The organism is Sphingomonas folli, assembly GCF_019429525.1.
Lineage (GTDB): Bacteria > Pseudomonadota > Alphaproteobacteria > Sphingomonadales > Sphingomonadaceae > Sphingomonas > Sphingomonas folii.
This window is the reverse complement of record NZ_JAHXZL010000014.1, coordinates 119605-145368: the sequence shown is the minus strand read 5'-3', so window position 1 is coordinate 145368 and position 25764 is coordinate 119605. Positions and strand designations below refer to the sequence as shown.

19 protein-coding genes are annotated in these 25764 nt (G+C 72.3%); 3 read left to right on the top strand and 16 right to left on the bottom strand.

From position 1 onward, the window contains the following. Window positions 1-17: 17 nt before the first annotated feature. Window positions 18-3263: a helicase-related protein gene (locus KZ813_RS19010; RefSeq protein WP_219756562.1), complete on the bottom strand. Its 3246-nt coding sequence runs from the start codon at window positions 3261-3263 to the stop codon at window positions 18-20. 92 nt (window positions 3264-3355) lie between these two features. Here KZ813_RS19010 and KZ813_RS19005 point away from each other — a divergent pair, with 92 nt between their 5' ends. Then, window positions 3356-3754, top strand: coding sequence for a hypothetical protein (locus KZ813_RS19005; RefSeq protein WP_219756561.1), 399 nt, complete (start codon window positions 3356-3358; stop codon window positions 3752-3754). A gap of 63 nt (window positions 3755-3817) precedes the next feature. Here the strand turns inward: KZ813_RS19005 and KZ813_RS19000 are convergent, their stop codons facing one another. Then, on the bottom strand, window positions 3818-4606 hold the full coding sequence (locus tag KZ813_RS19000; protein WP_219756560.1) for a DeoR/GlpR family DNA-binding transcription regulator: 789 nt from the start codon (window positions 4604-4606) through the stop codon (window positions 3818-3820). Beyond that, on the bottom strand, window positions 4603-6135 hold the full coding sequence (locus KZ813_RS18995) for a glycerol-3-phosphate dehydrogenase (protein ID WP_219756559.1): 1533 nt from the start codon (window positions 6133-6135) through the stop codon (window positions 4603-4605). Before KZ813_RS18995 ends, KZ813_RS19000 begins: the two co-directional genes overlap by 4 nt. Window positions 6136-6244: 109 nt before the next feature. On the opposite strand from KZ813_RS18995, the gene KZ813_RS18990 reads away from it, so the two are divergent. Together KZ813_RS18990 and glpK are read left to right on the top strand one after the other, a co-directional pair. Further along, on the top strand, window positions 6245-7048 hold the full coding sequence (locus KZ813_RS18990; protein WP_219756558.1) for an MIP/aquaporin family protein: 804 nt from the start codon (window positions 6245-6247) through the stop codon (window positions 7046-7048). Between the two features lie 11 nt (window positions 7049-7059). Further along, window positions 7060-8556: a glycerol kinase GlpK gene (glpK, locus tag KZ813_RS18985; protein WP_219756557.1), complete on the top strand. Its 1497-nt coding sequence runs from the start codon at window positions 7060-7062 to the stop codon at window positions 8554-8556. A gap of 22 nt (window positions 8557-8578) precedes the next feature. On the opposite strand, the gene KZ813_RS18980 is transcribed toward glpK, so the two are convergent. The 13 genes from KZ813_RS18980 to KZ813_RS18920 all read right to left on the bottom strand — a co-directional run bounded on the left by KZ813_RS18980 (window position 8579) and on the right by KZ813_RS18920 (window position 25761). Then, entirely contained in the window at window positions 8579-9592 is a 1014-nt protein-coding gene (locus tag KZ813_RS18980) for an inorganic phosphate transporter (protein WP_219756556.1), read from the bottom strand. A gap of 9 nt (window positions 9593-9601) precedes the next feature. Further along, window positions 9602-10246, bottom strand: coding sequence for a DUF47 domain-containing protein (locus tag KZ813_RS18975; protein ID WP_219756555.1), 645 nt, complete (start codon window positions 10244-10246; stop codon window positions 9602-9604). A gap of 1020 nt (window positions 10247-11266) precedes the next feature. Then, the gene (treY, locus tag KZ813_RS18970) at window positions 11267-13594 is read right to left on the bottom strand and encodes a malto-oligosyltrehalose synthase (protein WP_219756554.1); all 2328 of its coding nucleotides are present in this window, start codon (window positions 13592-13594) and stop codon (window positions 11267-11269) included. Then, the gene (gene malQ / locus KZ813_RS18965; protein WP_219756553.1) at window positions 13591-15477 is read right to left on the bottom strand and encodes a 4-alpha-glucanotransferase; all 1887 of its coding nucleotides are present in this window, start codon (window positions 15475-15477) and stop codon (window positions 13591-13593) included. Before malQ ends, treY begins: the two co-directional genes overlap by 4 nt. Further along, the gene (gene treZ, locus KZ813_RS18960; RefSeq protein ID WP_258046950.1) at window positions 15474-17156 is read right to left on the bottom strand and encodes a malto-oligosyltrehalose trehalohydrolase; all 1683 of its coding nucleotides are present in this window, start codon (window positions 17154-17156) and stop codon (window positions 15474-15476) included. The genes malQ and treZ overlap by 4 nt, the downstream gene beginning before the upstream one ends. Further along, the gene (gene glgX, locus KZ813_RS18955; protein ID WP_258046949.1) at window positions 17156-19258 is read right to left on the bottom strand and encodes a glycogen debranching protein GlgX; all 2103 of its coding nucleotides are present in this window, start codon (window positions 19256-19258) and stop codon (window positions 17156-17158) included. Before glgX ends, treZ begins: the two co-directional genes overlap by 1 nt. Window positions 19259-19345: 87 nt before the next feature. Continuing rightward, window positions 19346-19744, bottom strand: a complete 399-nt coding sequence (locus tag KZ813_RS18950) for a DUF2934 domain-containing protein (protein WP_219756551.1) — start codon at window positions 19742-19744, stop codon at window positions 19346-19348. A 238-nt stretch (window positions 19745-19982) separates the two neighbouring features. Further along, window positions 19983-21041: an NAD(P)-dependent alcohol dehydrogenase gene (locus KZ813_RS18945; RefSeq protein ID WP_219756550.1), complete on the bottom strand. Its 1059-nt coding sequence runs from the start codon at window positions 21039-21041 to the stop codon at window positions 19983-19985. Window positions 21042-21272: 231 nt separating this feature from the next. Next, window positions 21273-21737, bottom strand: a complete 465-nt coding sequence (locus KZ813_RS18940; protein ID WP_219756549.1) for a lysis system spanin subunit — start codon at window positions 21735-21737, stop codon at window positions 21273-21275. Between the two features lie 112 nt (window positions 21738-21849). Continuing rightward, window positions 21850-22845, bottom strand: coding sequence for a type II secretion system F family protein (locus KZ813_RS18935; RefSeq protein WP_219756548.1), 996 nt, complete (start codon window positions 22843-22845; stop codon window positions 21850-21852). Between the two features lies 1 nt (window position 22846). Next, window positions 22847-23821, bottom strand: coding sequence for a type II secretion system F family protein (locus tag KZ813_RS18930; protein ID WP_219756547.1), 975 nt, complete (start codon window positions 23819-23821; stop codon window positions 22847-22849). A gap of 28 nt (window positions 23822-23849) precedes the next feature. After that, on the bottom strand, window positions 23850-25127 hold the full coding sequence (locus KZ813_RS18925) for a CpaE/TadZ family protein (protein ID WP_219756546.1): 1278 nt from the start codon (window positions 25125-25127) through the stop codon (window positions 23850-23852). A 1-nt stretch (window position 25128) separates the two neighbouring features. Continuing rightward, window positions 25129-25761, bottom strand: coding sequence for a CpaD family pilus assembly lipoprotein (locus KZ813_RS18920; RefSeq protein WP_219756545.1), 633 nt, complete (start codon window positions 25759-25761; stop codon window positions 25129-25131). Window positions 25762-25764: the final 3 nt, after the last annotated feature.

The following is a 25764-nucleotide window of genomic DNA, read 5'->3' as shown; positions in this document are numbered from 1 at the left end:
CGCACCGCAGGCTCCCCTCACTCCCCCGCCAGCGCCCGCAACAATGCCCCCGCGCGCTCCAGCCGCGCGCGCGGGTCGTCGATCCGCTCGCGCAGCAGCAGCCGTCGCTCCTTCGCTTCCAGCCCGTGCGCGGCGGCGTCCACCTCCACGCCCGGGCACGGCGTCAGCGCGATCGCCGCCGGGCCGGCGGCCACCGCAGCGATCCCCGCCGCGCGCGCGTCGACTCGCAGCCGCGCCACCGCCAGCAGCGTCCGCGCCTCGTCGGGCAGCGCGCCGAACCGGTCCTCCAACTCCTCCTCCAGCGCGTCGAGCGTCTCGGCCTCGTCGATCCGCGCCAGCCGCGCGTAGATCGTCACGCGGATCTCCTCGTCGCGGATCCAGCTCTCCGGTAGCCGACCGCCCACCTCCAGCTGCAGCTCGGGCGTCCAGCGCTCCACCTCCTCGCCGCGGGCGCGGCGCAGCGCTCCCTCGAGCAATTGCTGATAGAGATCGATCCCGATGAGCTTCATGTGCCCGGCCTGGGTATCGCCGAGCAGGTCGCCCGCGCCGCGCATGTCGAGGTCGCGCGCGCTGATCGCAAAGCCGGCGCCGAGCCGGTCGAACGCCTCCAGCGTGCGCAGTCGCTTCAACGTGCGCGGCGCGATCTCATGCTCGGGGTCGGTGACGAGCAGCACGTGCCCGCGTCGCGTCCCGCGCCCGACCCGCCCGCGCAGCTGGTGGAGCTGCGACAGGCCGAAGCGATCGGCGCGCCAGATCACCATGGTGTTGGCGCGCGGCACGTCCAGCCCCGCCTCGATGATGTTGGTGGCGAGCAGCACGTCGCCGTCCCCGCCGGCGAAGCGCACCATCGCCTCGTCGATCTCGGCGGCGGGCATCTTCCCATGCGCCTGCACGAGCGACAGCTCGGGGACGAGCCGCTCGAGCCGGTCGGCGATCCCGGCCATGTCCTCGATCCGGGGCACCACGACGAAGCTCTGCCCACCGCGCGCTCGCTCGCGCAGCAGCGCCGCGCGCAGCGTCTCGGCGTCGAAATCGCCGACCGCGGTGCGGATCGGCTGGCGCCGCGCCGGCGGCGTGGCGATGATCGAGAGCTGCTGCAGCCCGACCAGCGCGCTCTGCAGGGTGCGTGGGATCGGTGTCGCGCTCAGCGTCAGCACGTGGCCCGCGGAGAGCGCGCGCAGCTTCTCCTTGTCCGCGGCGCCGAAGCGTTGCTCCTCGTCGATCACCACCAGCGCGAGTTCCGCATAGGTCACGCCCTTGCCCGCGATCGCGCCGGTGCCGATCACCACGCGGATCGAGCCGTCGGCGAGCCCCGCCTTGACGCGCTTCTTCTCCGCCGCCCCGCTGAGCCGCGACAGGCCCGCGACCGCGATCCCGAGCGGCTCGAAGCGACGCGCGAAGCTCTCCAGATGCTGGCGCGCGAGCACCGTCGTCGGCGCCGCGACCGCGACCTGCTTGCCCGCGAGCGCGGCGATCGCGGCGGCGCGCAGCGCCACCTCGGTCTTGCCGTAGCCGACGTCGCCGATGACCAGCCGATCCATCGGCTTGCCCGAGGCGAGATCGTGGCGCACCGCCTCGATCGCGCGCGCCTGGTCGGCGGTCTCGGTGAAGGCGAAGCCGGCGGCGAAGCGCTCATAGGCGGCGGCGTCGGCCTCGAGCACCGGTGCGTCGCGCGCCTCGCGCTCGCGCGCCACCGCGGTGAGCTGGCGCGCGCTCTCGGCGATCGTCGCGTCGATCTCGCCGCGGCGCTTCTGCCAGCTCGACCCGTCGAGCCGGTCGAGTGTCACGGCGTCGGCGTCGGCGCCGTAGCGCCAGATCCGGTCGGCCTCGGCGATCGGAACCAGTCGCACCCCGTCGGCGGCATAGCCGAGCTTGATCGCGTCGCCGTCCTCCTCACCGGGCAGGCGCTCGAGACCGAGCACCACGCCGATGCCGTGATCCTCGTGGACCACGACGTCGCCGACGCGGATCTCGCCGGTCTCGAACAGCGCGAGGTCGGCGGGGGCGGTGGCGAGGCTCTCGCGCTCGGCGCGGCTGCCGAGCAGGTCGGCGGCGGCGACCGCGACCACGCCCTCGCGGCGGAACCCGCGGTCGGCGGGCAGCGCGAGCGCGACCAGCGCGCCTTCCTTCGCCTCGGTGACCCCGTGCCAGGAGTCCACGGGCGCGATCTCGTCCTTGAGCGCCTTGGCGACGCGGCGGCGCAGGAAGCGCAGGTCGCGCTCGCTGCCGAGCAGCGCGACGCGATCACCCTCGTCGCGCGCGGCACGGGCGAGCTTGGCGAAGGCGCGGAGCGGTGCCTTCGCCTCGACGAAGCGCGGCGGCGGGTCGCCGGCGCGATCGACGCTGGCCTGGTCGCGCGCGGCGAGCGCCTCGTCCCACGTTGCCTCGTCGATCACGTCGGCGAGCGTGCGGTGCGGCGAGCGCCTCGCGGTGTCGGCGGCGAGCGCGAGGAAGCGGCGACGCCGCTCCTCCGCCGCCGGCCCGATCACGACCAGTGCGCCGGGGAGATGATCGAGCAGGGTGGTAGACGCGGGGGAGGGAGGTTTCCCCGCCTCGCCGCCGTGCTCCTGGGTCCGGAGGCGCATCGCGCCGACTTCCGGCTCTGCTACCCGCCCCAGCTCGCGCTCGTCCAGCTCCTCGGTCGTGCGCTGGTCCGCAGGGTCGTAGCTGCGCAGCCCGACGATCGTCCCGTCAGCCACCTCGATCCGCAGCGGCTGCGGCGCGTCGGCGGGAAAGACGTCGAGCACGTGACCGCGCAGCGCCACCTCCCCGGGCTCGTCGACGCGCTCGTCGGCGACATAGCCGATCGCGATCAGCTCGTCGTAGAGCGCGGCAAGGTCGAGCTCGGCGCCGCGCCTCACCGTCGGCGGCTCGGCCTCGAACGCCGCGGGGGTCGGGTAGGCGCGCGCCAGCGCCTCGCCGGTCGTCACGCACGCCACCCGCGGTCGCTTGCCCTTTGCCTTGGTGAGCAGCCGAAGCCGACGCAGCGCCGAGACGCGCTGGCCGACGTTGGCGGGAGAGGCGGCGGCCTTCTCGCCGGGCAGTGCGTCGCTGCCGGGGCAGAAGATCACGCAGGCGTCCGGCATGGCGGCGGCCAGAACGTGCGCGAGCGACAGCCCGCGCGCCTCATCGACGGTGGCCACGAACAGGTCGCGCTCTCCGAGCAGCTCGGCCAGCGCGGCGGCACTCTCGGCCGCGCCGAGCTGCGGCGTCGGCAACGGGTCGGTCAGCGCCGTGAGCGCCGCCGCCTCTGTCTCGGTCATTCGGCTAAACCCCTGAAGTTAGGGGGCGGAACGAGCCTGATAGGGCGGCGTTCCCACGAGGTGGTGATCGCGATGACGCGTGAGGTGTGACGATGCTGAAGGCAGGCGTGGCGATCGCGATGGTGGCGCTGCTCGCGGCGGCGCCGGCGACGGCGAAGCGCAAGACCCCCGACGCCGAACTGGCGGAGTTGCTCAAGGGCCGCATCGCCGAGCCGGCGGTGCGCTGCATCACGCCGACGACCAACGATTCGCAGCGGATCATCTCGGGCAAGGCGATCGTGTACGGCAACGGGCGACGCATCTGGGTCAACGTGCCGATCGGCCGGCTCGACACGATGCGCTGGGACGACGTGCTGGTCACCGAGCGGTTCGGCGGCCAGTTGTGCCGCAACGACCAGATCCGCGTCGTGGACCGTTTCTCGCGCGTGCCGCGGCCGATCCTGCGGCTGGGTGACTTCGTGCCCTATGTGAAGGGGCCGGCGCGACGGTGAGCGGGCCGGCGCCACCTCACCCGGGAACGGGAGGATGACGCCGCTCCGATCGCCAGCCTCGGCTCACCCCGCCTCGATCACCTGCACCCGGTGCTCCCGGCACGCGCGTCGCAGCTCCTCCGGCAGTGGCTGGTCGGTCACCAGATAGTCCACCATGTCGAGCTTCCCCACGCGCACCGGCGCGGCGCGGCCCATCTTGGAGGCGTCGATCACCAGGATCACCTGGCGCGCGTTGCGCGCGATCGTCTGAGTGACCTGCACCTCGTCCGCGGCGAAGTCGAGCAGGCTGCCGTCGGGATCCAGCGCGGAGGCGCCGATCAGCGCGACATCGACCTTGAAGCTCTCGATGAAGCGCATCGCCAGCGCGCCCACCACCGCGCGGTCGCCGCGCCTGACCTGACCGCCGACCACCACCAGCTCGATCCCGTCATGCCCGTCGAGCAGGTCGATCACGTTGAGGTTGTTCGAGATCACCAGCAGATCGCGATGCGCGACCAACTGCCCCGCGACCGCCTCGGTGGTGGTGCCGATGTTGATGAAGAGCGAGGCGCCGTCGGGGATCAGCGCGGCCGCGGCAGCGCCGATCGCGGCCTTGGCGCCGGTCGCGACGCCGCGCCGCTTGGCATAAGCGAGATTGTCGACGCCCGAGGTGACGATCGCCCCGCCATGGACCCGCGACAGCAGCGCGCGCCGCGCGAGGACGTTGAGGTCGCGCCGGATCGTCTGCGGGGTGACCTCGAAGCGCGCGGCGAGCTCGTCGACCTCCACGCGGCCCGCGCCGCGCGCCAGCGCGAGGATCCGGCGGTGGCGCTCGGCGGCGGGGTCGCCGCCGTCGGGCGCGTCCGTGCTCACGCCGGCGCCGCGGCGCGCGCGAGATAGGCGTCGACGCGCTCGGCGGTGCCCGGCGGGACGTGGAGCCCCAGCTTGCTGCGACGGTAGAGCACGTCCTCGGCGGTGCGCGCCCACTCGGTCGCGGCGAGATAGTCGAGCTCGCGCGCGGTCAGCCCGGCGCCGAAATCCTCGCCGAGGTCCTCGGCGGCCCGCGCGTCGCCCAGCAGCGCGCGCGCGCGCGTCCCGTAGGCGCGCGCCAGCCGGCGCAGCAGCGCGCGGTCGAGCGCCGGATAGTCGCGCGTCAGCGAGTCGACGAGCGTCTCGAACCCTTCGGCGGGGAAGTCGCCCCCGGGCAGCGTCGCGCCCGCGGTCCAGGCGCCGTGCGCCCGAGGGAAGAAGCGCGCCAGCTCGCCCATGGCGTGCTCGGCGAGCTTGCGATAGGTCGTGATCTTGCCGCCGAAGATGCTCAGCATCGGCGCGTTCTCGTTGGCACCCGCGGGGCCGCAGTCGAGGTCGAGAACATAGTCGCGGGTCACCGCCGAGGCGTCGGCCGCCTTGTCGTCGTACAAGGGGCGGATGCCGGCATAGCTCCACACGATCTGCCCGCGTGCCACCGGCGCGGCGAAGTAGCGCGCGATCGTCTCGAGCAGATAGTCGGTCTCGTGCGGGTCGATGGCGGCGCGGCCGGGCGCGCCCGCCCACGGCTCGTCCGTGGTCCCCACCAGGGTGAACGCGCCCTCATAGGGGATGGCGAAGACGATGCGTCGGTCGGGGTTCTGCAGCATGAAGGCGTGGTCGCCCTCGTACAGTCGCGGCACGACGATATGGCTGCCCTTGACCAGCCGCACCCCGCGGTCGTCGCGCGCGTGCGGCACGCGTGAGAGGATGTCGGCCACCCACGGCCCCGCGGCGTTGACCAGCGCGCGCGCGGTGACGATGCGCTCACCGTCCGTGCCGGCGACGGTCGCGCGCCAGCCGCCGCCCGCGCGCTCGGCGTCGACGAGCCGGGTGCGCGTGAGCACGGTGGCGCCGCGATCGGCGGCGTCGCGCGCGTTGAGCACCACCAGGCGGCTGTCCTCGACCCAGCAGTCCGAGTAGACGAAGGCGCGGCCGCGCTGGCGCAGGCCCTCACCGCGCGGGTCCTCCGCCAGCCGGATCGTCTCGGTCGCGGGCAGGCGCTCGCGCCCGCCGAGATGGTCGTAGAGGAACAGCCCCGCGCGCACCATCCAGGCCGGCCGCGGCGAGTTCGTCTGCGGCAGCACGAAGCGCAGCGGCCAGATGATGTGCGGCGCCATCGCCCACAGCCGCTCGCGCTCGATCAGCGCCTCGCGCACCAGCCGCACCTCGCCATATTCGAGGTAGCGAAGCCCGCCGTGGATCAGCTTGGTCGAGGCCGAGGAGGTGTGCGCGGCGAGGTCGTCCTGCTCGACCAAGGTCACACTCAGGCCGCGGCCGACGGCGTCCCGCGCGATCCCGGTGCCGTTGATCCCGCCGCCGACCACCAGCAGGTCCGTGTCGAACCCGTCGCGCCTCTCGTTCCCGCTCGCCATCGCGCGAATATGAGCCGAGCGCCCCGAGACTTCAAACGAAGATGTTGACGTTCGTTCGAACCCGGCGGACAAACGTCACGAGGGGCCGACAGGGCCCGGGGAGAGGGTTATGGCGGAGGAGGCGGCGCCGGGCGTAAGCACGCTGCGCGGCGAGCTGATCTCGGAGATGCTCGCGGTGGCGATCATCATCACGCTGGGCGACTCGGCCGCGGCGATGATCACGCTCTATGACCCCAGCCCCTATGCCACCGCTTACTGGGGCGTGTGCATCGCCTGGGGTTTGGCGGTGACGATCGCGATCTACGTCACCGGCGCGGTCTCGGGCACGCACGCTAACCCGGCGGTGACGCTCGCACTGACGCTGTTCCGCGACTTCCCGCGCCGCAAGGTGCTGCCGTACGTGGCGGCACAGGTGGCGGGCGCGATGATCGGCGCGGCGCTGGTCTACCAGCTCTTCGGCCCGGTGATCGACGCCTATAACGCCAGTCACGCGCTCACCCGCGCGCAGGGGGGCGCGGCCGGGGTGTTCTTCACCGCGCCGGGGCTCCACATCACCGCGGTCCACGCCTTCTGGGACGAGGTGGTGCTCACCGCCATCCTGCTGCTCGGCATCTTCGCGATCACCGACGAGTTCAACACCTCCGCCCCGATGGCCAACGCCAGCGCTCTGATCATCGGCCTGCTGGTGGCGTGCATCGGCGCCTCGGCGGGCTTCCTCGAGGGTTGGCCGATCAACCCCGCGCGCGACCTCGGCCCGCGGCTGTTCTGCTGGCTGCTCGGCTGGGGCGGATCGGCCTTCCCGGGGCCGGACCATTATTGGTGGGTGCCGATCGCGGGGCCGCTGGTGGGTGGCGTCGTCGGCGCGGGGCTCTATCAGTTCCTGGTCAAGCCGTACCTGCCGCGGCGCCGCTGAGGAGAGGAACCATGGCCGATACCAAGATCCACGTGCTGGCGATCGACCAGGGCACCACCTCGACTCGCGCGATCGTGTTCGACCGCGACGCGCGTCCCGTCGCCACCGCGCAGACCGAGTTCGCGCAGCATTATCCCGAGGGCGGCTGGGTCGAGCACGACCCCGAGGACATCTGGCGCGACACGCTCCAGGTCGCGCGCGACGCGGTCGCGCAGAGCGGCGTCGGCGCCCACGGCATCGCCGCGATCGGCATCACCAACCAGCGCGAGACCGTGGTGGTCTGGGACCGCGCCAGCGGCGCGCCGATCCACCGTGCCATCGTCTGGCAGGACCGACGCACCGCCAAGCTCTGCGCCGAGCTCAAGGCGGCGGGGCATGAACCCGCGGTGCGCGCCAAGACCGGGCTGCTGATCGACCCCTATTTCTCCGCCACCAAGCTCGCCTGGATCCTGGACCATGTCGAGGGCGCGCGCGCGCGGGCGGAGCGCGGCGAGCTGGCCTTCGGCACGATCGACAGCTTCCTGCTGTGGCGACTGACCGGCGGCCAGGTCCATGCCACCGACGTCACCAACGCCGGCCGCACGCTCCTCTACGACATCCGCGCGGAGCGCTGGGACGAGGAGCTGTGCCGGCTCTTCGATGTGCCGATGGCGCTGCTGCCCGAGGTGCACGACAACAGCCGGATCTTCGGCCACACCGCCGAGGGACTGTTCGACGTCGCGATCCCGATCGCGGGTATCGCGGGCGACCAGCAGGCGGCGCTGATCGGCCAGGCCTGTTTCGACACCGGCATGGCCAAGTCGACCTACGGCACCGGCTGCTTCCTGCTGCTCAACACCGGCGCGGAGGCGATCGAGTCGGAGCATCGGCTGCTCACCACCCCGGCCTATCGGCTGGACGGGCGGATGACCTACGCGCTGGAGGGCTCGATCTTCGTCGCCGGCGCGGCGGTGAAGTGGCTGCGCGACGGCATCGGCGTGATCACCCACGCGCGCGAGACCAACGACATGGCGACGCAGGTGCCCGACAGCCACGGCGTCTACATGGTCCCGGCGTTCGTCGGCCTGGGCGCGCCGCACTGGGACCCGGACGCGCGCGGCGCGATCTTCGGGCTGACGCTCGGCGCCACCCAGGCGCATCTCGCCCGCGCCGCGCTGGAGGCGGTCGGCTATCAGACGATGGACCTCACCGCGGCGATGATCGCCGACGGCGGCGCCGCGCCCGCGACGATCCGCGTCGACGGCGGCATGGCGGCGAACGACTGGCTGTGCCAGTTCCTCGCCGACCTGCTCGAGGTCGCGGTGGAGCGGCCGGTCCACCTCGAGACCACCGCGCTGGGCGCCGCCTTCCTCGCGGGGCTGGCGACGGGCGTGTGGGCCGACCTCGACGCGGTCCGCGCCACCTGGGCGCGGCGCGACTGTTTCGAGCCGCGGATGGCCGCGGCCGACCGCGAGCGGCTGGTGGCGGGCTGGCGCGTCGCGGTGGCCAAGACGCTGACGACGGGGTGAGCGGACGAAGGCCCTTCTCGCCTCAGAACAAGAGCGTCAGCGCATAGACCAGCGCGCCCACCGCGGCGGAGGCGGGGATGGTGATCACCCAGGCGATCACCACGTTCTTCGCCACGCCCCAGCGCACCGCTGACGCCCGGCGCGCCACGCCCGCGCCGATGATCGAGCCCGTGATCGTGTGGGTCGTCGATACCGGTATCCCCAGGGTCGACGCGCCGAACAGCACGATTGAGCCCGCCAATGACGCGCTGAAGCCCTGGTGCTGTGACAGCCGCGTGATGCGCGACCCCATCGTCTCGATGATCCGCCACCCGCCCGTCATCGTGCCGAGCCCGATCGCGATGTAGCAGCTGATCGCGACCCAGTGCGGCACCGCGAACGGCCCGGTGAGATGGCCGGTCGAGTAGAGCAGGACGGTGATGATCCCCATCGTCTTCTGCGCGTCGTTGAGCCCGTGGCTGAGCGAATAGGCCGCCGAGGAGAGGAGGTGCAGCGCGCGGAACGAGCGTTCCGCCTGGCGCGCGGTGCTGCGCCGCAGCGCCCAGCTCGACAGCAGCATCACCAGCATCGCCAGCATCATGCCGATCAGCGGCGACAGCACGATCGCGAGCAGGGTCTTGTTGAGCCCGCCCCATTGCACGCCGGTCAGCCCGGCATGCGCCACGCCCGCGCCGATCAGCCCGCCCACCAGCGCGTGGCTGCTCGACGAGGGGATGCCCTTCAGCCAGGTGACGACGTTCCACGTCATCGCCCCGCCCAGCGCGCCGAAGATCACCGCCGGCGTCACCACCTCCTGCGCGATCAGCCCCTTGCCGATCGTCTCGGCCACGGCATGGAGGCTCGGCACCGCCAGCGTCAGGAAATAGGCCGCGAAGTTGAAGAAGGCGGCGAAGATCACCGCCTGCACCGGTGACAGCAGCCGGGTGGCGACGACCGTGGCGATCGAGTTGGCGGCGTCGTGCAGCCCGTTCAGATAATCGAACGCCAGCGCGACCAGGATGAGGCCGACCAGCAGCGGAAAGGCGAGCTCGTGCATGACCGCGGCTCAGGCGTGATCGATGACGATGCCATCGATCTCGTCGGCGACGTCCTCGAAGGCGTCGAGCACGCGCTCGAGATGCTTGTACAATTCGCGCTCCACCACGAAGCGCAGCGTGTCGGTGCGGCCGAACGCGCCCAGCGAGCGCTTCAGCCCGGCGGCGTGCATCTCGTCGGCGCGGCCCTCGATCCGGACCAGCTGCTCGGTGAAGTCGTGCAGCTTCTGCCCGTTGCGGCTGACGTCGCGCAGCAGCGGCATCGCCGCCGCGGCGAGCTCGGCGGCCTCGACCGCGGCGGCGGCCATCGCGCGCATCTCGGGGGCGAAGTCGCGCACCTGGTAGAGGTCGATCGCGGCGGCGGCGGCGTGCATCTCGTCGACCGTGTCGTCGAGCGCGCCGATCAGCGCGGCGATCGCGCTGCGATCGAACGGGGTGAGGAAGGTCGAGCGCACCGTCTTGAGCACGTCGCGGGTGATGTCGTCGGCGGCATGCTCGTGCGCGGCGATCTTGGCGATCATCGCGGTCGCGTCGCTCGCGCCGTCGACCAGCTGGGCGAGCGCGCGCGCGCCCGCCAGGTCGATCGCGGCGTGCGCCTCGAACAGCTCGAAGAAATTACCCGTCCTCGGCAGAAGACGCTGGAACCAAGCGAACATCGAACTCCCATCCCCACCCGTAGGTGCTCATATCCCGGTAGCCCGAAGCACGAGTTGCGCGCGGCGCCAAGCGAAACCGAGCCGGGCCATGGCCGAGTCGTGTGACACTTGGGTTGCAGCAGCTCGCGCCGGTCGTCGGCCAAAGCCTGTGATCTGCGGCGAAGTCACTGTTGGCAAAGGAACATCTGTGATTGTGCCGGCCTGGTCGGGGCTGCGGCGGGAGGCGGGTGGCGCGCTGTCTCGATGACGTGGCGGGGTCGACATCGGTGGCCGCGCGCGCGATCGGGCACGGAGTCGAGCACCGGGCGTCGGGGCGGACCGCCGCACTCGGCGAGGCGCCGGCGGCGGCGGCCCGCCTCGACGGGGGAAGGCCGAGGCGGCGCTGAGATCGCCCGCGCGCCGTGTGGAAGAGGGTGCGACGGTGGGATCCCCATGAATCAACATCGGCGCCGCGCCGCCGTGTTCGACTAAGTGGCTGCTTTTAGGATATTTCGCCGTCTCGGGTCGAGCGGCCTACGGCGCGAATGTTGCGAATGTTGAGTCGCTGGCGCGGTTCGCGGGAACGTTGAGTCCGTCGCGGCCGGCTGGACGAGCGTGCGTGATGGGCGTCGCCGCACGCGATCGCGGCCGGCGACGATGAGACAGAGCCGGCGAGAGTGTGGCAGACCGTCGCGGTGTAGGACATCGCCGCAGTCGGGATATCGCCGCCGCCCGCAGATCCTCCCCGGCACGGGGAGGGGACCGCCGGTGGAGGACCGGTGGTGGAGGGGGGGATCCACGACGTGTATCGCTCTCGGAAGCCCCCCTCCACCAGCCTGCGGCTGGTCCCCCTCCCCGCGAGCGGGGAGGATCTGGGGTGAGATCTCTCGGAGCTGAACGGTGCTCCGGCGGACGCCGGAGCCCAGGGCCGCGGGCGTGACGCTCGTGGCTCCCTGCTCCTGCGCCCGCGCGAGCACCCCGCTGCTCCACCTCAGATGGATCAGCCTCTAGGTCCAGCGGGGGAAGCGTCGGCGACGGCCCTCAAACCACCGCGACCGACACCGGCCCCGCCGCGAGCAGCGCACTCGCCGCGATCTCCTCGCCCGAGGCGAAGCGGACCCGCGTGTCGCCCCAGTCCCGCGCACCGTGCAGCGCTGCCGCGCAGCGCAGCGTGCGCCCGTCGCCGCGCCGCTCGAACGCGAGCAGGTGCGACGCGCCCGTGCCGCTCACCTCGGCCGCGGCATAGTCGCCGTCGCGGAACAGCGCGGGATGCGCGCGCCGTAGCGCCAGCAGCTCGGCGATCAGCCGCAGCTTGGCGGGCGTCCCGGCCGCCAGCAGCCGCGCGCGCGCGTCATAGTCGACCGGGCGGCGATTGTCGGGGTCGACCAGCGAGAGGTCGGCCAGCTCGGTGCCCTGGTAGAGGTCGGGGACGCCCGGGACGGTGTAGCGCAGCAGCACCTGGGCCAGCGCGTTCGCCTCGGCGATCGGGCGCAGCTCGGCGAGCAGCGCCTCCGCCGCGGACACGAACGCCGCGTCGGCGAGCCAGCGGTCGAGCAGCGCGTCGGCGGCGGCCTCATAGGTCTCGTCGGGCGCCTCCCACGACGAGCGCAGCTTGGCCTCGCGCAGCGCCTTCTGCTGCCAGCCCTTCACGCGCTCGGCGAAGTCGCCGCCGGGGCCGTCGTCGGGCCAGGCGCCGACCAGCGTCTGGAGCAGCATATAGGCGTCGGCCGGGTCGACCGCCTCGTCCTCGGCCACCCAGCGCAGCGCGAAGGCACGCCACGCCTGAGGGCGCGCGCTGATCGCGGCCAGCCGCGCGCGCACGTCCTCGCCGCGCTTGTGGTCGTGCGTCGCGGTGGTGAGCATCGCGTGCGGCACCGCGCGCGCGCGCTCGGCCATCGCGGCGTGGAAGGCCGCGGGGGGCAGCGCGAAGGTCTCGGCGTCGAAGCCGACGTCGTTGCGCGAGAGCAGCCGGCCGTAGCGGTAGAAGGCCGTGTCCTCGACCGCTTTGGCCGCGATCGGCGCGGAGAGCTGCTGGAAGCGCCGCACCGCCTCGGCGGCGAGCGCCGCGTCGCCGAGCCCGTCGCCGGCGAGCCATGCCAGGACCATGTCGGTGATCGGCGCCTCGCCCGGCGGGATCAGCTCGGCGACGCGGCCGCGCACGCGCTCGCGCACCGCGGCATCGGCCGCAGGGGCGGCGTCGCCGGTGCCGTAGGTGCGATAGACCGGGAAGACCCACAATAATCGCTCGATCGCGCGGCGCAGCGCGGCGGGAGTGACGCCGTCGCCGCCGGGCGCGCTCGCGGCGAGCGCGGCGAAGGCGGCGACGCAGCCGTCGAGCTGGCCGGCGAACTGCCAGGAGAGCAGGTCCTGCCGCGCCTGGAACTCCTCGGGCTCGAAGGTCGCGCTGCGCCCGCTGATCTCCTCCCACAGCGCGCCGAGCGGTTCCTCGCCGGTGGGATCGTGGAGCAGCGCGGCGACCTGTTCCATGAAGTCGTAGCCGCTGGTGCCGTCGATCGCCCAGCCGTGCGGCTGCGGCTCGCCCGCGCCGAGGATTTTCTCGACGATGATCCAGGCCTGATCGCCGAGCCGCTCGCGCAGCCGGTGGCAGTAGCCGATCGGGTCGGTCAGCCCGTCGACATGGTCGACGCGGACGCCGTCGATCAGCCCCTCGTCGTGGAGGCGGAAGTAGAGCGCGTGGGTCGCCTCGAACACCGCGGGATCCTCGGCGCGCACGCCGGCGAGCTCGTTGATCGTGAAGAAGCGGCGCCAGTTGAGCTGGTCGTTGGCGGTGCGCCAGTAAGCGAGGCGATAATGCTGGCGCTCGAGCAGCTGGGCGAGCGGGGTCGCATCGGCGCCGTCCTGGTCCTCGTCGCGGATCGGGAAGCGATGCTCGCCATAGGCTACCACCTCCCAGCGGTCGCCGTCGCGCTCGACCGCGATGTCGCCGTCGGCGAGTGCCTGAGACAGCGGCGCGCCGAGCACGGGCAGGACGATCCGCTCGCGCCAGTCGACGTCGAAGACGCGCGCGTGCGGGCTGTCGGGGCCGCGCCGGAGGACGTCGCTCCACCACGCGTTGTGGCCGCCGGCCACGCCCATATGGTTGGGGACGATGTCGATGATCACGCCCATGTCGCGCGCGCGCAGCGCCGCGACCAGCGCGCGGAAGCCGTCCTCGCCGCCCAGCTCGGGGCTGATCCGCGTCGGGTCGGTGACGTCATAGCCGTGGGTCGAGCCCGGCGTCGCGACCGTGATCGGCGAGGCATAGACGTGGCTGATTCCCAGCCGGTCGAGATAGGGCACCAGCGCCTCGGCGTCGGCGAAGGTGAAGGCCTCGTGGAACTGGAGGCGATAGGTGGCGCGGGGGGTCATCCGTGTCTCTCGGCGGTGAGCAGGTCGGTGCGGCGCGCGACGTCGCGACGGGCGAGCAGCTGCTCGGTGGGGGCGGGGAGGCGACGGCGCCAGTTGGGGTGCTCGTCGACCGTGCCGGGCAGGTTGGGCTGCTCCTCCTCGCCGAGCAGGTCCTCGACCGGCACGATGGCGAGCGGCGCGGGCGCGGCGGCGACGTGCGCGAGCACGCGGTCGAGCGGCGGCTCCGCCGGCGGCGCGCCGGTCTCGCCCATCGCCTGCCACAAAGCGGCGCGTTCCTCGTCGCGGTGCGACTTGTCCGCGGCGATGTCGGCGTGGCGCGAGCGGCGGCCGAGCCGCCACGCCCAGTCGATGTCGCGGCCCTTCCACCAGCCCGCCACGGTGGGCGTGTCGTGCGTCCCGGTCATCGCCACCGCGGTCTCGTCCCAGCCGGCGGGGTCGGTGAAGCCGCCCGCGGCGTCGCGCTCGAACGGCAGCACGCGCATGCCGAGCATGCGGCGCCGCGCGAGCTCGTCGCGGAAGCCGGGCGGCACGGTGCCGAGATCCTCCGCGATCACCAGCGCGCCGGCGCGCTGCGCCTCGATCGCGACGATGCGGCGGAGGTGGTCGCCGGGCATATTGAGATAGGCGCCGCGGTCGGCGCTCTCGCCCTCCGGGATCACCCAGAGCCGCTGGAGCCCGAGCGCGTGGTCGATGCGGATGCCGCCGGCATGCGCCAGCGTCGCGCGCAGCGTCTCGATGAAGGGGCGGAAGCCGGTGCGCTCGAGCGCGAAGGGGTCGAGCGCGGTGATCCCCCAGTTCTGCCCGTCAGGGCCGAGCGGGTCGGGCGGCGCGCCGACGGTGAGGCCGGTGAGCAGCTCGTCGCGCGCGCCCCAGGCGTGGCTGCCGCCCGCGTCCATCCCGACCGCGAGGTCGGCGATCAGCCCGACGCGCATCCGCTCGCGCGCGGCGCGCTGCGCGGCGGCGAGGCCGAGGTCGGCGAGCCACTGGAGGAAGGCGTAGAAGGCGACGTCGTCGGCCTGCTCGGCGGCGAAGCGGATCACCGCCTCGGACGTCGGATCCTGATAGTCGGCTGGCCAGTCCTGCCAGCCGCGGCCGCCGAGACGCGCGTGCAGCGCGTCGAAACGCGCGTGCGCCTCGAGCGCGGCGCCGCGCTGGCGGCGGAAGGCGAGCGCGGCCGAGCGCGCCGCCTCGCCGGCGAGGTCGTAGGCGGCGCGTAGCTGCTGAAGCCGCTCTCGCGCGGCGCTCTCCCACTCGATCAGCGTCGGCGCGGGGGCGGGGGGCAGCGGCACGCCGACGAGGCCGGGATCGGCGAGCAGCACGTTGTGGAAAAGCCGCGTCGACGGGGAATATGGGCTGAACCGCGTGGGGTCGGCGGGGAAGAGCGCGTGGGTCGGGCTGATCGCGAGCGCGTGCGCGCCGGCGCGGCCGAACGCCTCGGCCGCCTCGGCGAGCGCGCCGGCGTCGCCGAAGGCGCGCGGCGCGCGCGACTGGAGCGCGGGGATCTGCACCGCGACGCCCCAGTCGCGCGGTGGCGGCGCGGGGCAGCGGCTCGGGGCGAGCGCGAGCGTGTAGGCGCGCTCGCCGACCAGCAGGCGGTGGTAGCCGGGTCGGTCGAGCGGGGGCAGGCGGCCGCGCGAGTCGCGCGCCGGGGCGGCGCGGCCGCCGTCCTCGAAGTGGAGCTCGACCGCGCCGGCGGCGTCGGCGGGGAGGTCGATCGGCGCGCCCGCGTCGGCGGAGAGGAACGGGGTCTCTGGCGGCGTCGGGTCGAGCCGGCCGAGGATCGCGGCGAGCACGTCGTCGGGCACGCGCTGGGCGTTGCCGTCGGCGTCCTCCCAGTCGCGGACGAGTCCGGCGGCGGCGGCGCGGGCGGCGGGCTCGCTCATTCCTCCACCCAGGCCACGAGGCGCTCGCCCTCGCGCCACAGCACGCGCTCGGGTGTCGGCAGCGGCGCGGGCGCGTCGCCGAGGTCGAGCGCGATCGCCAGCGTGGTGCCGTCGCCGAGCCGCCAGCGCGCCTCCACCGCCGCCGCGCCCGTGGCGCGCGCGCCGAGCGCGACCGCCGCCTCCAGCCCGGGCACGATCCGTTCGGCGCGCAGCGCGAGCAGGTCGGCGTAGAGCGCGCGCCACGCCGCCGCGTGCGGCCCCGGCGCGGGGCGCGAGCGCTCGAACGTGCTCGCCGCGTTGGGATCGGGGATGCGCGCGCGCGCCGCCGCGTCGGCGAAGGCGTCGAACTTGGCGAACTCCTTGCGCCGGCCCTCGCGCACCGCGTCGGCGAGCTCGTCGTGGAAGTCGGTGAAGAACAGGAAGGGCGTCTCGCTGCCGTCCAGGTCGCCCATGAACAGCAGCGGCACCTGCGGGCACAGCAGCAGCAGCGCGGTCGCCGCGCGCAGTTTATCGGGCGCGGTCAGCGACGTCAGCCGCTCGCCCAGCGCGCGGTTGCCGACCTGGTCGTGGTTCTGGAGGAAGGCGACGAAGCGGGTTGGCGGCAGGCCCCGGCTCGGCGTGCCGCGAGGCTTGCCGTCGTGGTTCTGCGACGGCTCGCCCTGGTAGATGAAGCCCTCGGCGAGGCAGCGCGCCAGCCGCTCGGCGGGGCGATCGGCGAAGTCGCCGTAATAGGCGCTGCTCTCGCCGGTGAGCAGCACGTGGAGGACGTTGTGGAAATCGTCGTTCCACTGCGCGTCATAGCCGCCCTCGCCGAGCCGCGCGGCGTCGTTGCGCTCGTTCTCGAGCACGAGGTGGACGTGGCGCCCCGGCAGCGTGGCGCGCAGCTCGGCCGCCATGGCGTCGAGGAAATCGTCGTCGGCGATGGCGTGGACGGCGTCGAAGCGCAGCCCGTCGACGCGATAGTCGCGCAGCCACATCAGCGCGTTGTCGACGAAATAGCAGGCCACCGGCGGTGCCGACACGTTCACCGCGCCGCCCCAGGGGGTGTGGACGGCTTCGTCGAAGAAGCTCTTGGCGTAGAGCCCGAGGTAGTTCCCGTCGGGGCCGAAGTGATTGTAGACCACGTCGACGAAGACGCTCAGCCCGAGCCCGTGCGCGGCGTCGACCAGCGTGCGCAGCTCGTCGGGGGTGCCATAGGCCTCGTGCAGCGCGTAGGGCAGCACCCCGTCATAGCCCCAGCCGCGCTCCCCGCCATAGGCGCCCAGCGGCATCAGCTCGATCGCGGTGGCGCCGCTCGCGGCGATGGCGGCGAGCCGCTCGGTCACGCCGGCGAGGCCGCCGAGCGCGCCGGCGTGGAGCTCGACGATCACCATCTCGTGCCATGGGCGCCCGCGCCAGTGCGGGTGCTGCCAGTCGAAGCGGGTGTCGGTGACCACGCTCCAGCCGTGTACGCCGCCGTCCTGGCGCCGCGACGCCGGATCGGGCACCGCCTGGTCGCCGACGCGGAAGCGGTAGCGCGCGCCCGCGCCGACCGGCGCCTCGGCGGCGTACCAACCGTCCTCGCCCGCGATCATCTCGACCGGCGCACCGTCGGCGAGCTCGAGCGTCACCGCCGCGGCGTCGGGCGCCCACAGGCGGAAGCGCGTGCCGCCCTCGATCGGCTCGGGACCCCAGGCCATCATGACGGGAACGCGCTCCGCCAGGTGATCAGAACCGCACCCTGCGGTGCGACCTCGTAGCGGTCGCCGATCTCCAGCTCGCCCTGCTCGGGCTTGGCACTGTCGAGCAGCACCACGCGCTGCACCTGCGGCGCGGGCAGCTGGAAGGTGATCGCGTCGGCGCTGGCATTGAGCAGCAGCGACACCGCCTCGACCTCGTCGTCCTCGGTGCGCGAGGCGCGGCGCATCATCAGCGCGCGACCCTCGGGATTGTCCCAATCCTCGGGAGTCATGCGCTCGCCGCGCTCGTTCCACCACTCGACGTCGTTGACGCCCTCGCCGGGCGAGTCCTGGCCGTAGAGGAACGCCGCCGCGCGCAGCACGGGGTAGCGCCGGCGCAACTCGGTGAGCCGCGCGGTGAAGTCGATCTGGCGCTGACCGTCCTCGCTCGCCGCCGCCTTCCAGTCGAGCCAGCTGATCTCATTGTCCTGGCAATAGGCGTTGTTGTTGCCGCCCTGCGTGCGCCCGAACTCGTCGCCCGCGACCAGCATCGGCGTGCCGAGCGAGGCGAGCAGCGTCGTCAGCATCGAGCGCATCACGCGGCCGCGCGCGTCGTTGATCGACGCATCCTCGGTCGGCCCCTCGGCGCCCCAGTTGCGCGAGTAATTCTCCGAGTGGCCGTCGCGATTGTCCTCGCCGTTGGCCTCGTTGTGGCGGCCCTCGTACATCACCGTGTCGGCCAGCGTGTAGCCGTCGTGCGCGGAGAGCAGGTTGACGGTCGCCCAGGGCCGCCGCGCGCGCCGGTCGAACAGGTCTCCCGAGCCGGACAGCCGCGCCGCGAGGTCGCCGCGCTGCGACGGGTCGCCGCGCCAGTATTTCCGCACCGTGTCGCGATATTTGTCGTTCCACTCGGCGAAACCCGGCGGGAAGTTGCCGAGCTGGTAGCCGCCGGGGCCGATATCCCACGGCTCGGCGATCAGCTTGAGCCGGCCGAGCACCGGGTCCTGTCGGAGCACGTCGAAGAAGGCCGCGCCGGGATCGAAGCCATAGTCCTCGCGCCCCAGCGTGAGGCCGAGGTCGAAGCGGAAGCCGTCGACGCCGAAGCTCGTCGCCCAGTAGCGCAGCGAGTCGGCGACCATCTGGATCACGCGCGCCTTGCTCATGTTGAGCGTGTTGCCGGTGCCGGTGTCGTTGATCGTGTAGCGCGGGTTGTCCTTGACCAGCCGATAGTAGCTGGCGTTGTCGAGCCCGCGCCACGACAGGGTCGGGCCGCGCTCGGAGCCCTCGCAGGTGTGGTTGTAGACGACGTCGAGGATCACCTCGATCCCGGCCTTGTGGAGCCGGTGGACCGCGCGGCGCAGCTCGTCCTGATGATCGGATGCCATGTAGGACTGTTCGGGCGCGAAGAAGCCGAGCGTGTTATAGCCCCAATAGTTGCGCAGCCCCTTCTCCTGCAGGAAGCGGTCCTGGGTGAAACTGTGGATCGGCAGCAGCTCGATCGCGGTGACGCCGATCCGCTGGAGATGCCTGATCACCGCGGGATGGCCGAGCGCGGCGTAGCTGCCGCGCTCGCGCGCGGGGACCAGCTCCATCAGCTTGGTCAGGCCCTTGACGTGTGCCTCGTAGATCACCGTCTCGGACCAGGGCGTGTTGGGCCGGCGATCGCGCGACCAGTCCCAGTGATCGTCCACCACCATCGCCTTGGGCATGGCGGGGGCGCTGTCGCGCCGGTCGAACGACAGGTCCTCGCGGCGATGGCCGATGCGATAGCCGTGGAGCGCGTCGGTCCATTTGATCTGCCCCTGGATCCGGCGCGCATAGGGGTCGAGCAGCAGCTTGTTGGGGTTGAAGCGGTGGCCTTCCTCGGGTGCGTAGCGGCCGTGCGCGCGATAGCCGTAGACCAGTCCCGGCCCGACATCGGGGAGATAGCCGTGCCATACCTCGTCGGTGCACTCGGGCAGCATCAGCTTGCGGAGCTCGCGCTTGCCCGCGGGATCGAACACGCAGAGCTCGATCGCGTCGGCATTGGCGGAGAAGACCGCGAAATTGACGCCCTCCCCGTCGAACGTGGCGCCGAGCGGATAGGGCGATCCCGGCAGCAGCCGGTCCGGCAAGTCGTTCAATGTCGTGCTCCCGACAGGAGAGGGGCCGCGCCCGGGCGGCCGGTCAGATAGGATGTCTCGCGCCGGGGAGGGGCGCCGCGGCGCGCCTCAGGCGCGCTTGGTGCGGGGCCCCGGACGCTTGGATGCGGTCTCGCCGCCCGGCGCCTTGGCCTCGGCGGACTTGCCGGAGCGCGCGCGCGGCGCCTTGCTCGGGGCGGCGGCGGTGCCGCCCGTCTCGGGGCTGCCCGAGGGGATGGTGGTGGCGGGCGAGTCCGCGGGCTCGTTGGCGAGCGGCTTGGTCAGCGCGGCGCCGGTGGTCTCGTCACCCGAGGTGGCGGCGGGCGTGTCGCTGCCGTCCTGCGGCTCGGCGGTGTCGGCGGGCTGTTCGCCCGGGAATTCCTGCTGCGCGCGGTGCCAATGCTCGTCGTGCTTGCCGTGCGGCTCGCCCTCGTCCTGCCAGAGGCGATAAGCGCGCTCGCGGATCCGTCCCTCGCGATCGTCCGACATGCCCGTTCCCTTTTTCCCGGTTTTCCGCGCCTGTAACTCCCGAACCGCTGGTTTGTCTCAGGAGCGCGCAGAAAATCGTTGGGGGAAAGAGGTAATCCTCCCCGCATGACGGGGAGGGGGACCAGCCGTAGGCTGGTGGAGGGGGCTCTCCACCGGCGCTCCGCTGCGTGGAGAGCCCCCTCCACCACCGGCCTGCGGCCGGCGGTCCCCCTCCCCGTGCCGGGGAGGATCCTAACCGTTACGCCTCGGCCAGCGTGGCGTTGTCGATCACGAAGCGGTATTTCACGTCGCTGCGCTGCATGCGGTCATAGGCCTCGTCGATCTGCTGCATGCGGATCATCTCGATGTCGGCGGTGACTCCCTTCTCGGCGCAGAAGTCGAGCATCTCCTGGGTCTCGGCGATGCCGCCGATCAGCGAGCCCGCGATCGAGCGACGGCCGAAGATCAGCGTGCCGACGCTCGGCGAGGGGTGCGGATGCTCGGGGACGCCGACCAGCACCAACGTGCCGTCGCGCTTGAGCAGCCCGGTGAAGGCGTCGAGGTCGTGGCTCGCCGCGACGGTGTTGAGGATCATGTCGAAGCTGCCCGCGTGCGCCTCCATCTCCTCGCTCTCGCGCGAGTTGATCACCTCGTCGGCGCCGAGCGCCCTGGCGTCCGCGCGCTTCGACTCCGAGGTGGTGAAGGCGATCACGTGCGCGCCCATCGCGTGCGCGATCTTGACGCCCATGTGGCCCAGCCCGCCGATCCCGACGATGCCGACCTTCTTGCCCGGCCCGACGCCCCAGTGGCGCAGCGGCGAGTAGGTGGTGATGCCCGCGCATAGCAGCGGCGCGACGGCCGCGAGCTGCTCCTCGGGGTGCGAGATCTTGAGGACGAACTTGTCCGAGACGGTGATCCGCTGCGAGTAGCCGCCGAGCGTGTGGCCGGGCGCGTCGGCGGTCGGGCCGTTATAGGTGCCGACGAAGCCGCCGCCGGTGCAATATTGCTCCAGCCCCTCGTCGCACGAGGCGCAATGCTGGCAGCTGTCGACCATGCAGCCGACCCCGACGGTGTCGCCGACTTTGAACTTGCTCACCTCGGCGCCGACCGCGGTGACGTGGCCGACGATCTCGTGGCCGGGGACGCAGGGGTAGAGCGTGCCGCCCCACTCGCCGCGCACCTGGTGGAGGTCGGAGTGGCAGACGCCGCAATAAGCGATGTCGATCTGGACGTCGTGCGCGCCGGGCTCGCGCCGCGTGATCTCCATCGGCTCGAGCGGCTTGTCGCCCGCGGTCGCGCCATAGGCTTTGGTGGCCATGCATGTTCCCCTTGGCAGATGTGGGCACGCCGATCGGCGTGCGTGCCACAGATAGGCGCGGGGCCGGGCGGGCGCAGGTCGGGGTGGCCTCAACGCGGTGATGAAGGAACTTCAGTGCTCGACCGCGAAGGCGCGCATCGTGGCGGCAGGGCGGGCGCATGCGGGTACGGCGGCCGCGGGGTGCCCCGCGACCGCCTATCCCTACATGCGCCGCGCGGGGCGGCGACGAGATCAGACGATGCGGCGGTCCGTCGGATGCGCCGGCGCCGCCGAGGAACGCGGTACCACGCCTTCGGCGCGGAGGTCCCGGTCGTCGCGATAGTCGCGCTCGTCACGTGCCCCGCGCTCGTCGTAGGGCGCCCGGTCGTCCAGGATCGGGCGCTCGTTGTGGAGCCGCTCGGCCACGACCGGTGGTGCCGCGCGCAGCCGCTCGTTCTCGCGCTCGAGTTCGGCGATGCGCGCGTTCTCGCGCTCCAGGTCGCCGATCCGCGCGTTGTCACGCTCCAGCTCGGCCAGGCGGCCGTGGTCGCGCTCCAGCTCGGCCACGCGCTTGGCCGTGGCGGCGTGCGCGTCGCGCTCGGCGGTGTAGCGCGCCTTCCACTTGCGCCCGCCCGGATGGCTCGCCAGCCCGAACAGCCAGCCCGCGATCAGCGCGACCGCGAGCGCGATATATTGCGTCGACGTCGTGAAGAGCATGGCATCCTCCCTGCCGCCAGAGACGCCCTCGGCGCCTCCATAACGTCATAGCAACGACCGGCGTCGACGCGGTGTTCCGGCGCGACGAACCGCGCCCGAACACCGCGCCGGATCACTTGGCGTTGATGAAGGAGTCGTTGAGCGAGCAGGCCGCCGGCCCGAGGATCACGACGAACAGCACCGGCAGGATGAAGAGGATCAGCGGCACCGTCATGATCGCGGGCAGGCGCGCGGCTTTCTCCTCGGCGCGCATCATCCGCTCGTTGCGGAACTCGGCCGAGAGCACGCGCAGCGCGCTCGCCAACGGGGTGCCGTATTTCTCGGTCTGGATCATCGTCGTCACCACGCCGCGCACCGCGTCGAGGTCGACCCGCATCGCCAGATTCTCGAACGCCTGGCGGCGATCGGTGAGGAAGCCCAGCTCGATCGCGGTGAGCGCGAACTCCTCGCCCAGCTCGGGATAGGCCTTGCCGAGCTCGCGCGAGACGCGGTGGAAGGCGGCGTCGACGGTCAGGCCCGCCTCGGCGCAGATCACCAGCAGGTCGAGCGCGTCGGGCAGCCCCTTGCGGATCGCGTCGCTGCGCTTGTTGATCTTGTTCTTCAGGAACAGGTCGGGGGCCTTGTAGGCGAGCACCAGGGTCGAGGCGACCAGGCCGTAGCGCTTGAGCGGGCTCCAGTCGGGGAAGGAGTCGAGCAGGTAGACGTAGACGATCATCAGCCCGCCGAAGACGATCGGCAGCACCAGGCGGCCGAAGATCACCGCGACCGCCCATTCCTTCTTGCGGATGCCGGCCTGCATCAACTTGTGCTGCGCGACCTTGAGCTGCTCGTCCTGGAGCACGCGGAGCGACGACAGGAAGGCGCGCAGCCGGTCGGCGGTCTCGTTCTTCTGCACCAGCTTGGCGCGGCGCTTGCTGGTGGAGGCGGTGATGCCCGCCTTGAGCTGCTCGCGCCGATCGTTGAGCGCGCGGACGCGCTTGCTCATCGGGTCGCGCACGCCGAGCGCGGCGTAGATCGCGACGAACACCGCCGCGGCGGCGATGCCGGAGAGCAAGGTCGCGGCCCAGACCACGTCGATGCCGAGGAAGGTGGCGTGCGCAGGTTCCATGTCAGATCTCGAAGCTCACCATCTTGGCCATGATGAAGGCGCCGATCCCCATCCAGATCAGCCCGCCGCCGCCCGCCACCATCAGCCGCGGGTCGGCGAAGAAGTTCAGCATGTACGGCGCGTTGATCGTGTAGATCACGCCGAAGACGATGAAGGGCAGCGATCCGACGATATAGGCCGAGGCCTTGGACTCGGACGACATCGCCTTGATCTTCAGCTTCATCTGGCCGCGCTGGCGCAGCACCGTGGCGAGGTTCTGCAGCGTCTCGGCGAGGTTGCCGCCGGTCTCGCGCTGGATCGCGATGGTGATGACGAAGAACTGGAACTCGGGCGTGCCGAGCCGGTCGGCGGTCTCCTGCAGTGCGACGTCCATCGAGCGGCCGATCTTCATCTTGTCGGAGACCGAGCGGAACTCGTCGCCGACGGGGCCGGGCACCTCGGCGCCGACCACCTGCATCGTCTCCGAGATCGGCAGGCCCGAGCGCAGGCCGCGCACCAGCAGCTCGATCGCGTCGGGGAATTTGGCGGTGAAGGCGGCGATGCGGCGCTTGATCAGGAAGCCGACCGCGAGATGCGGCACCAGCCCGCCGAGACCGACGCCGAGGAACAGCGCCAGCAGCAGCGGCATGCCCTTGAGCAGCAGCAGCAGCGCGACGACCAGCGCGACTCCCACCGTGGCGCCGCCGTAATGGCCGACCGTCCAGCTCTTGCCCGTCATCGACAGCCGCTTCTGCAGCTGCGCCACGTTGGGCAGCAGCCGCATCGCCGCGAGGTCGGCGCGGGTCGCGCTCTTGCCGGTGATGCGGCGCATCTGCGCCTCGATCGCGTTGGTCGGCGAGGCGGTGTGGCGCTCGCGCAGCGCGGCGAGGCGGCGCGTCGTCGCCTTGCTCGTCGACGGTCCGGCGAGCGCGGTGACGAGCAGCAGCAGCGTCAGCGCGGCGCCGGCGAAGAGCAGGATCAGCGGCAGGATCGGCATGGCGGCTCCGGGGCGATCGGGCGGGCGGTCACTTCGCCTTGGCCGGCTTCTTGGGGATCAGCCCCTTGAGGTCGGCGAACTTCGACAGCAGTGAGCCGCCGCGCGACTTGCCGGCGGGCATCTCGCCGTCGTCGGCGCTGCGCAGCAGCTGGTCGGCCAGCTCGGTGAGCGGCGCGATCGTCTTGCTCGCCTTGCCCGCCTCGGCGAGCGGCTTGCCCAGCTTGGCCGCCTGCGCCGCCAGCTTCTGGTCGAACGGCACGATCAGGTCGATCTTGCGCTCGATCGAGCCCTCGAAGTCCTTGCGCGAGATCTCCGGCTGCGCGCCGGCGTGGACGCGGTTGGCCAGCACGGTGACCTGCACCTGCGGCGCGTTGCTGCGCAGGTAGGATAGCAGCCGGATCGAGTCGCGCGCCGAGGCGAGCGTCAGCTCGGTCACCAGCACCGCGGCGTTGACGTCGGCGAGCAGGTGCGGGTGCTGCACCAGCATCGACCGCGGCAGGTCGATCACGGTCGCCTCGAAGGCGGCGCGCATCTCCTCCTGCAGCTGGTAGAAGGCCGCGCCATCGGTGATCACCGGCGCGCTGATCGGCGCCTCGGCCGACAGCACCGACAGCTTGTCCGACGCGCGCACCATCGCGCGCTCGATGAACAGCCCGTCGATGCGGCTCGGATTCTCGATCGCGTCGGTGAGGCCGCGGCCGGGCTCGAGGTCGAGCGCGAGCGCGCCCGTGCCGAAATGCACGTCGAGGTCGAGCAGAGCGGCGGCGCGCTGGCCGCGCTCGCTCATCAGCCACGCCAGCGAGGTGGCGATGGTGGAGGCGCCCGCGCCGCCGCGGCTGCCGATCACCGCCACCGAGCAGTGCGGGCGATCGAGCGACGCCTCGACCGGCTTGGGCGCGTTGAGCATCGCCTGGGCCTGGCCGAGCGCGTCGCGCACCGCGTCGGGATGGAGCGGCTTGAGCAGATAGTCCTGGATCCCGCTGGCGAGCAGGTCGCGGTACAGCCGCACGTCGTTGACCTGGCCCGCCGCGATCACGATCGTGCCCGGCTCGCACACCTCGGCGAGGCCGTTGATGTCGCCCAGCGGGTCGCTCGACTCGGCGAGGTCGACGAACAGCACGTGCGGGCTCGACGTCACCGACAGCGTCTGCACCGCGTTGCGCAGGCCGCCCTTGTAGACGTTCTCGGTCGGCCAGCCGAGCTCGGCCGCGATCGGGCGCAGCGCCTCGACCGAGCCGTCGTCGCAGGCGAAGGCGAGGAAGGGCGCGCGGCTGCCGGCGACGCCGGGTTTCCAGGGTGCGTTCATCTCACTTGCCTCCCGTCGACTCGGATTTCACCGCGGCGCCACCGCCCCCGGTGAGGGCGGCGCGGCGGCGCGCCGCGACGGCCTTGACGCCGGTCGCACTGTCATAGTTGCCGTCGCTCGCGACGCCGCGCACGAGGTCGGTCGGGTTCGCCACCATCGCGGCGAGGTTGCCGTTGACCGCGCAGCCGTAGTCGCCGCTGGTATGCTCGTCGAAGTTGAAGAGGCCGCGATTGCTCTGCGCGGTGCAGCTGGTCACCGCGGCGGTCGTCCGGCTCACCGTCACGCGGGCGGTACCCGGCGCGATCGCGGCGCCCACGATCGGCGCCGCCTCGGCGAGCCGCAGCCCGTAGCGGCCGGTGATCGCGGCGACGTCGGCGCGCGCGCCGGCGCTCTCGCTGTCGCCCTGATCGAGCGCGACGGTGTCACCATAAGCGAGGTGCAGCGCGTCGAGCCAGCCGCGCAGCCGCTGCGGCTCGCCGGGGGCGAGACCGTCGGGGGTGGTCTGGACGTCGAGCGCATAGTCGCTGCGCGACACCACCGGCTGGTGGATCGACTCGACGCCGCGATAGCTGTTGCAGCCGGTGAGCGGCACCGTCAGCGCGAGCGCGGCGAGGAGGAGCGGGCGGTTGGGCATCGT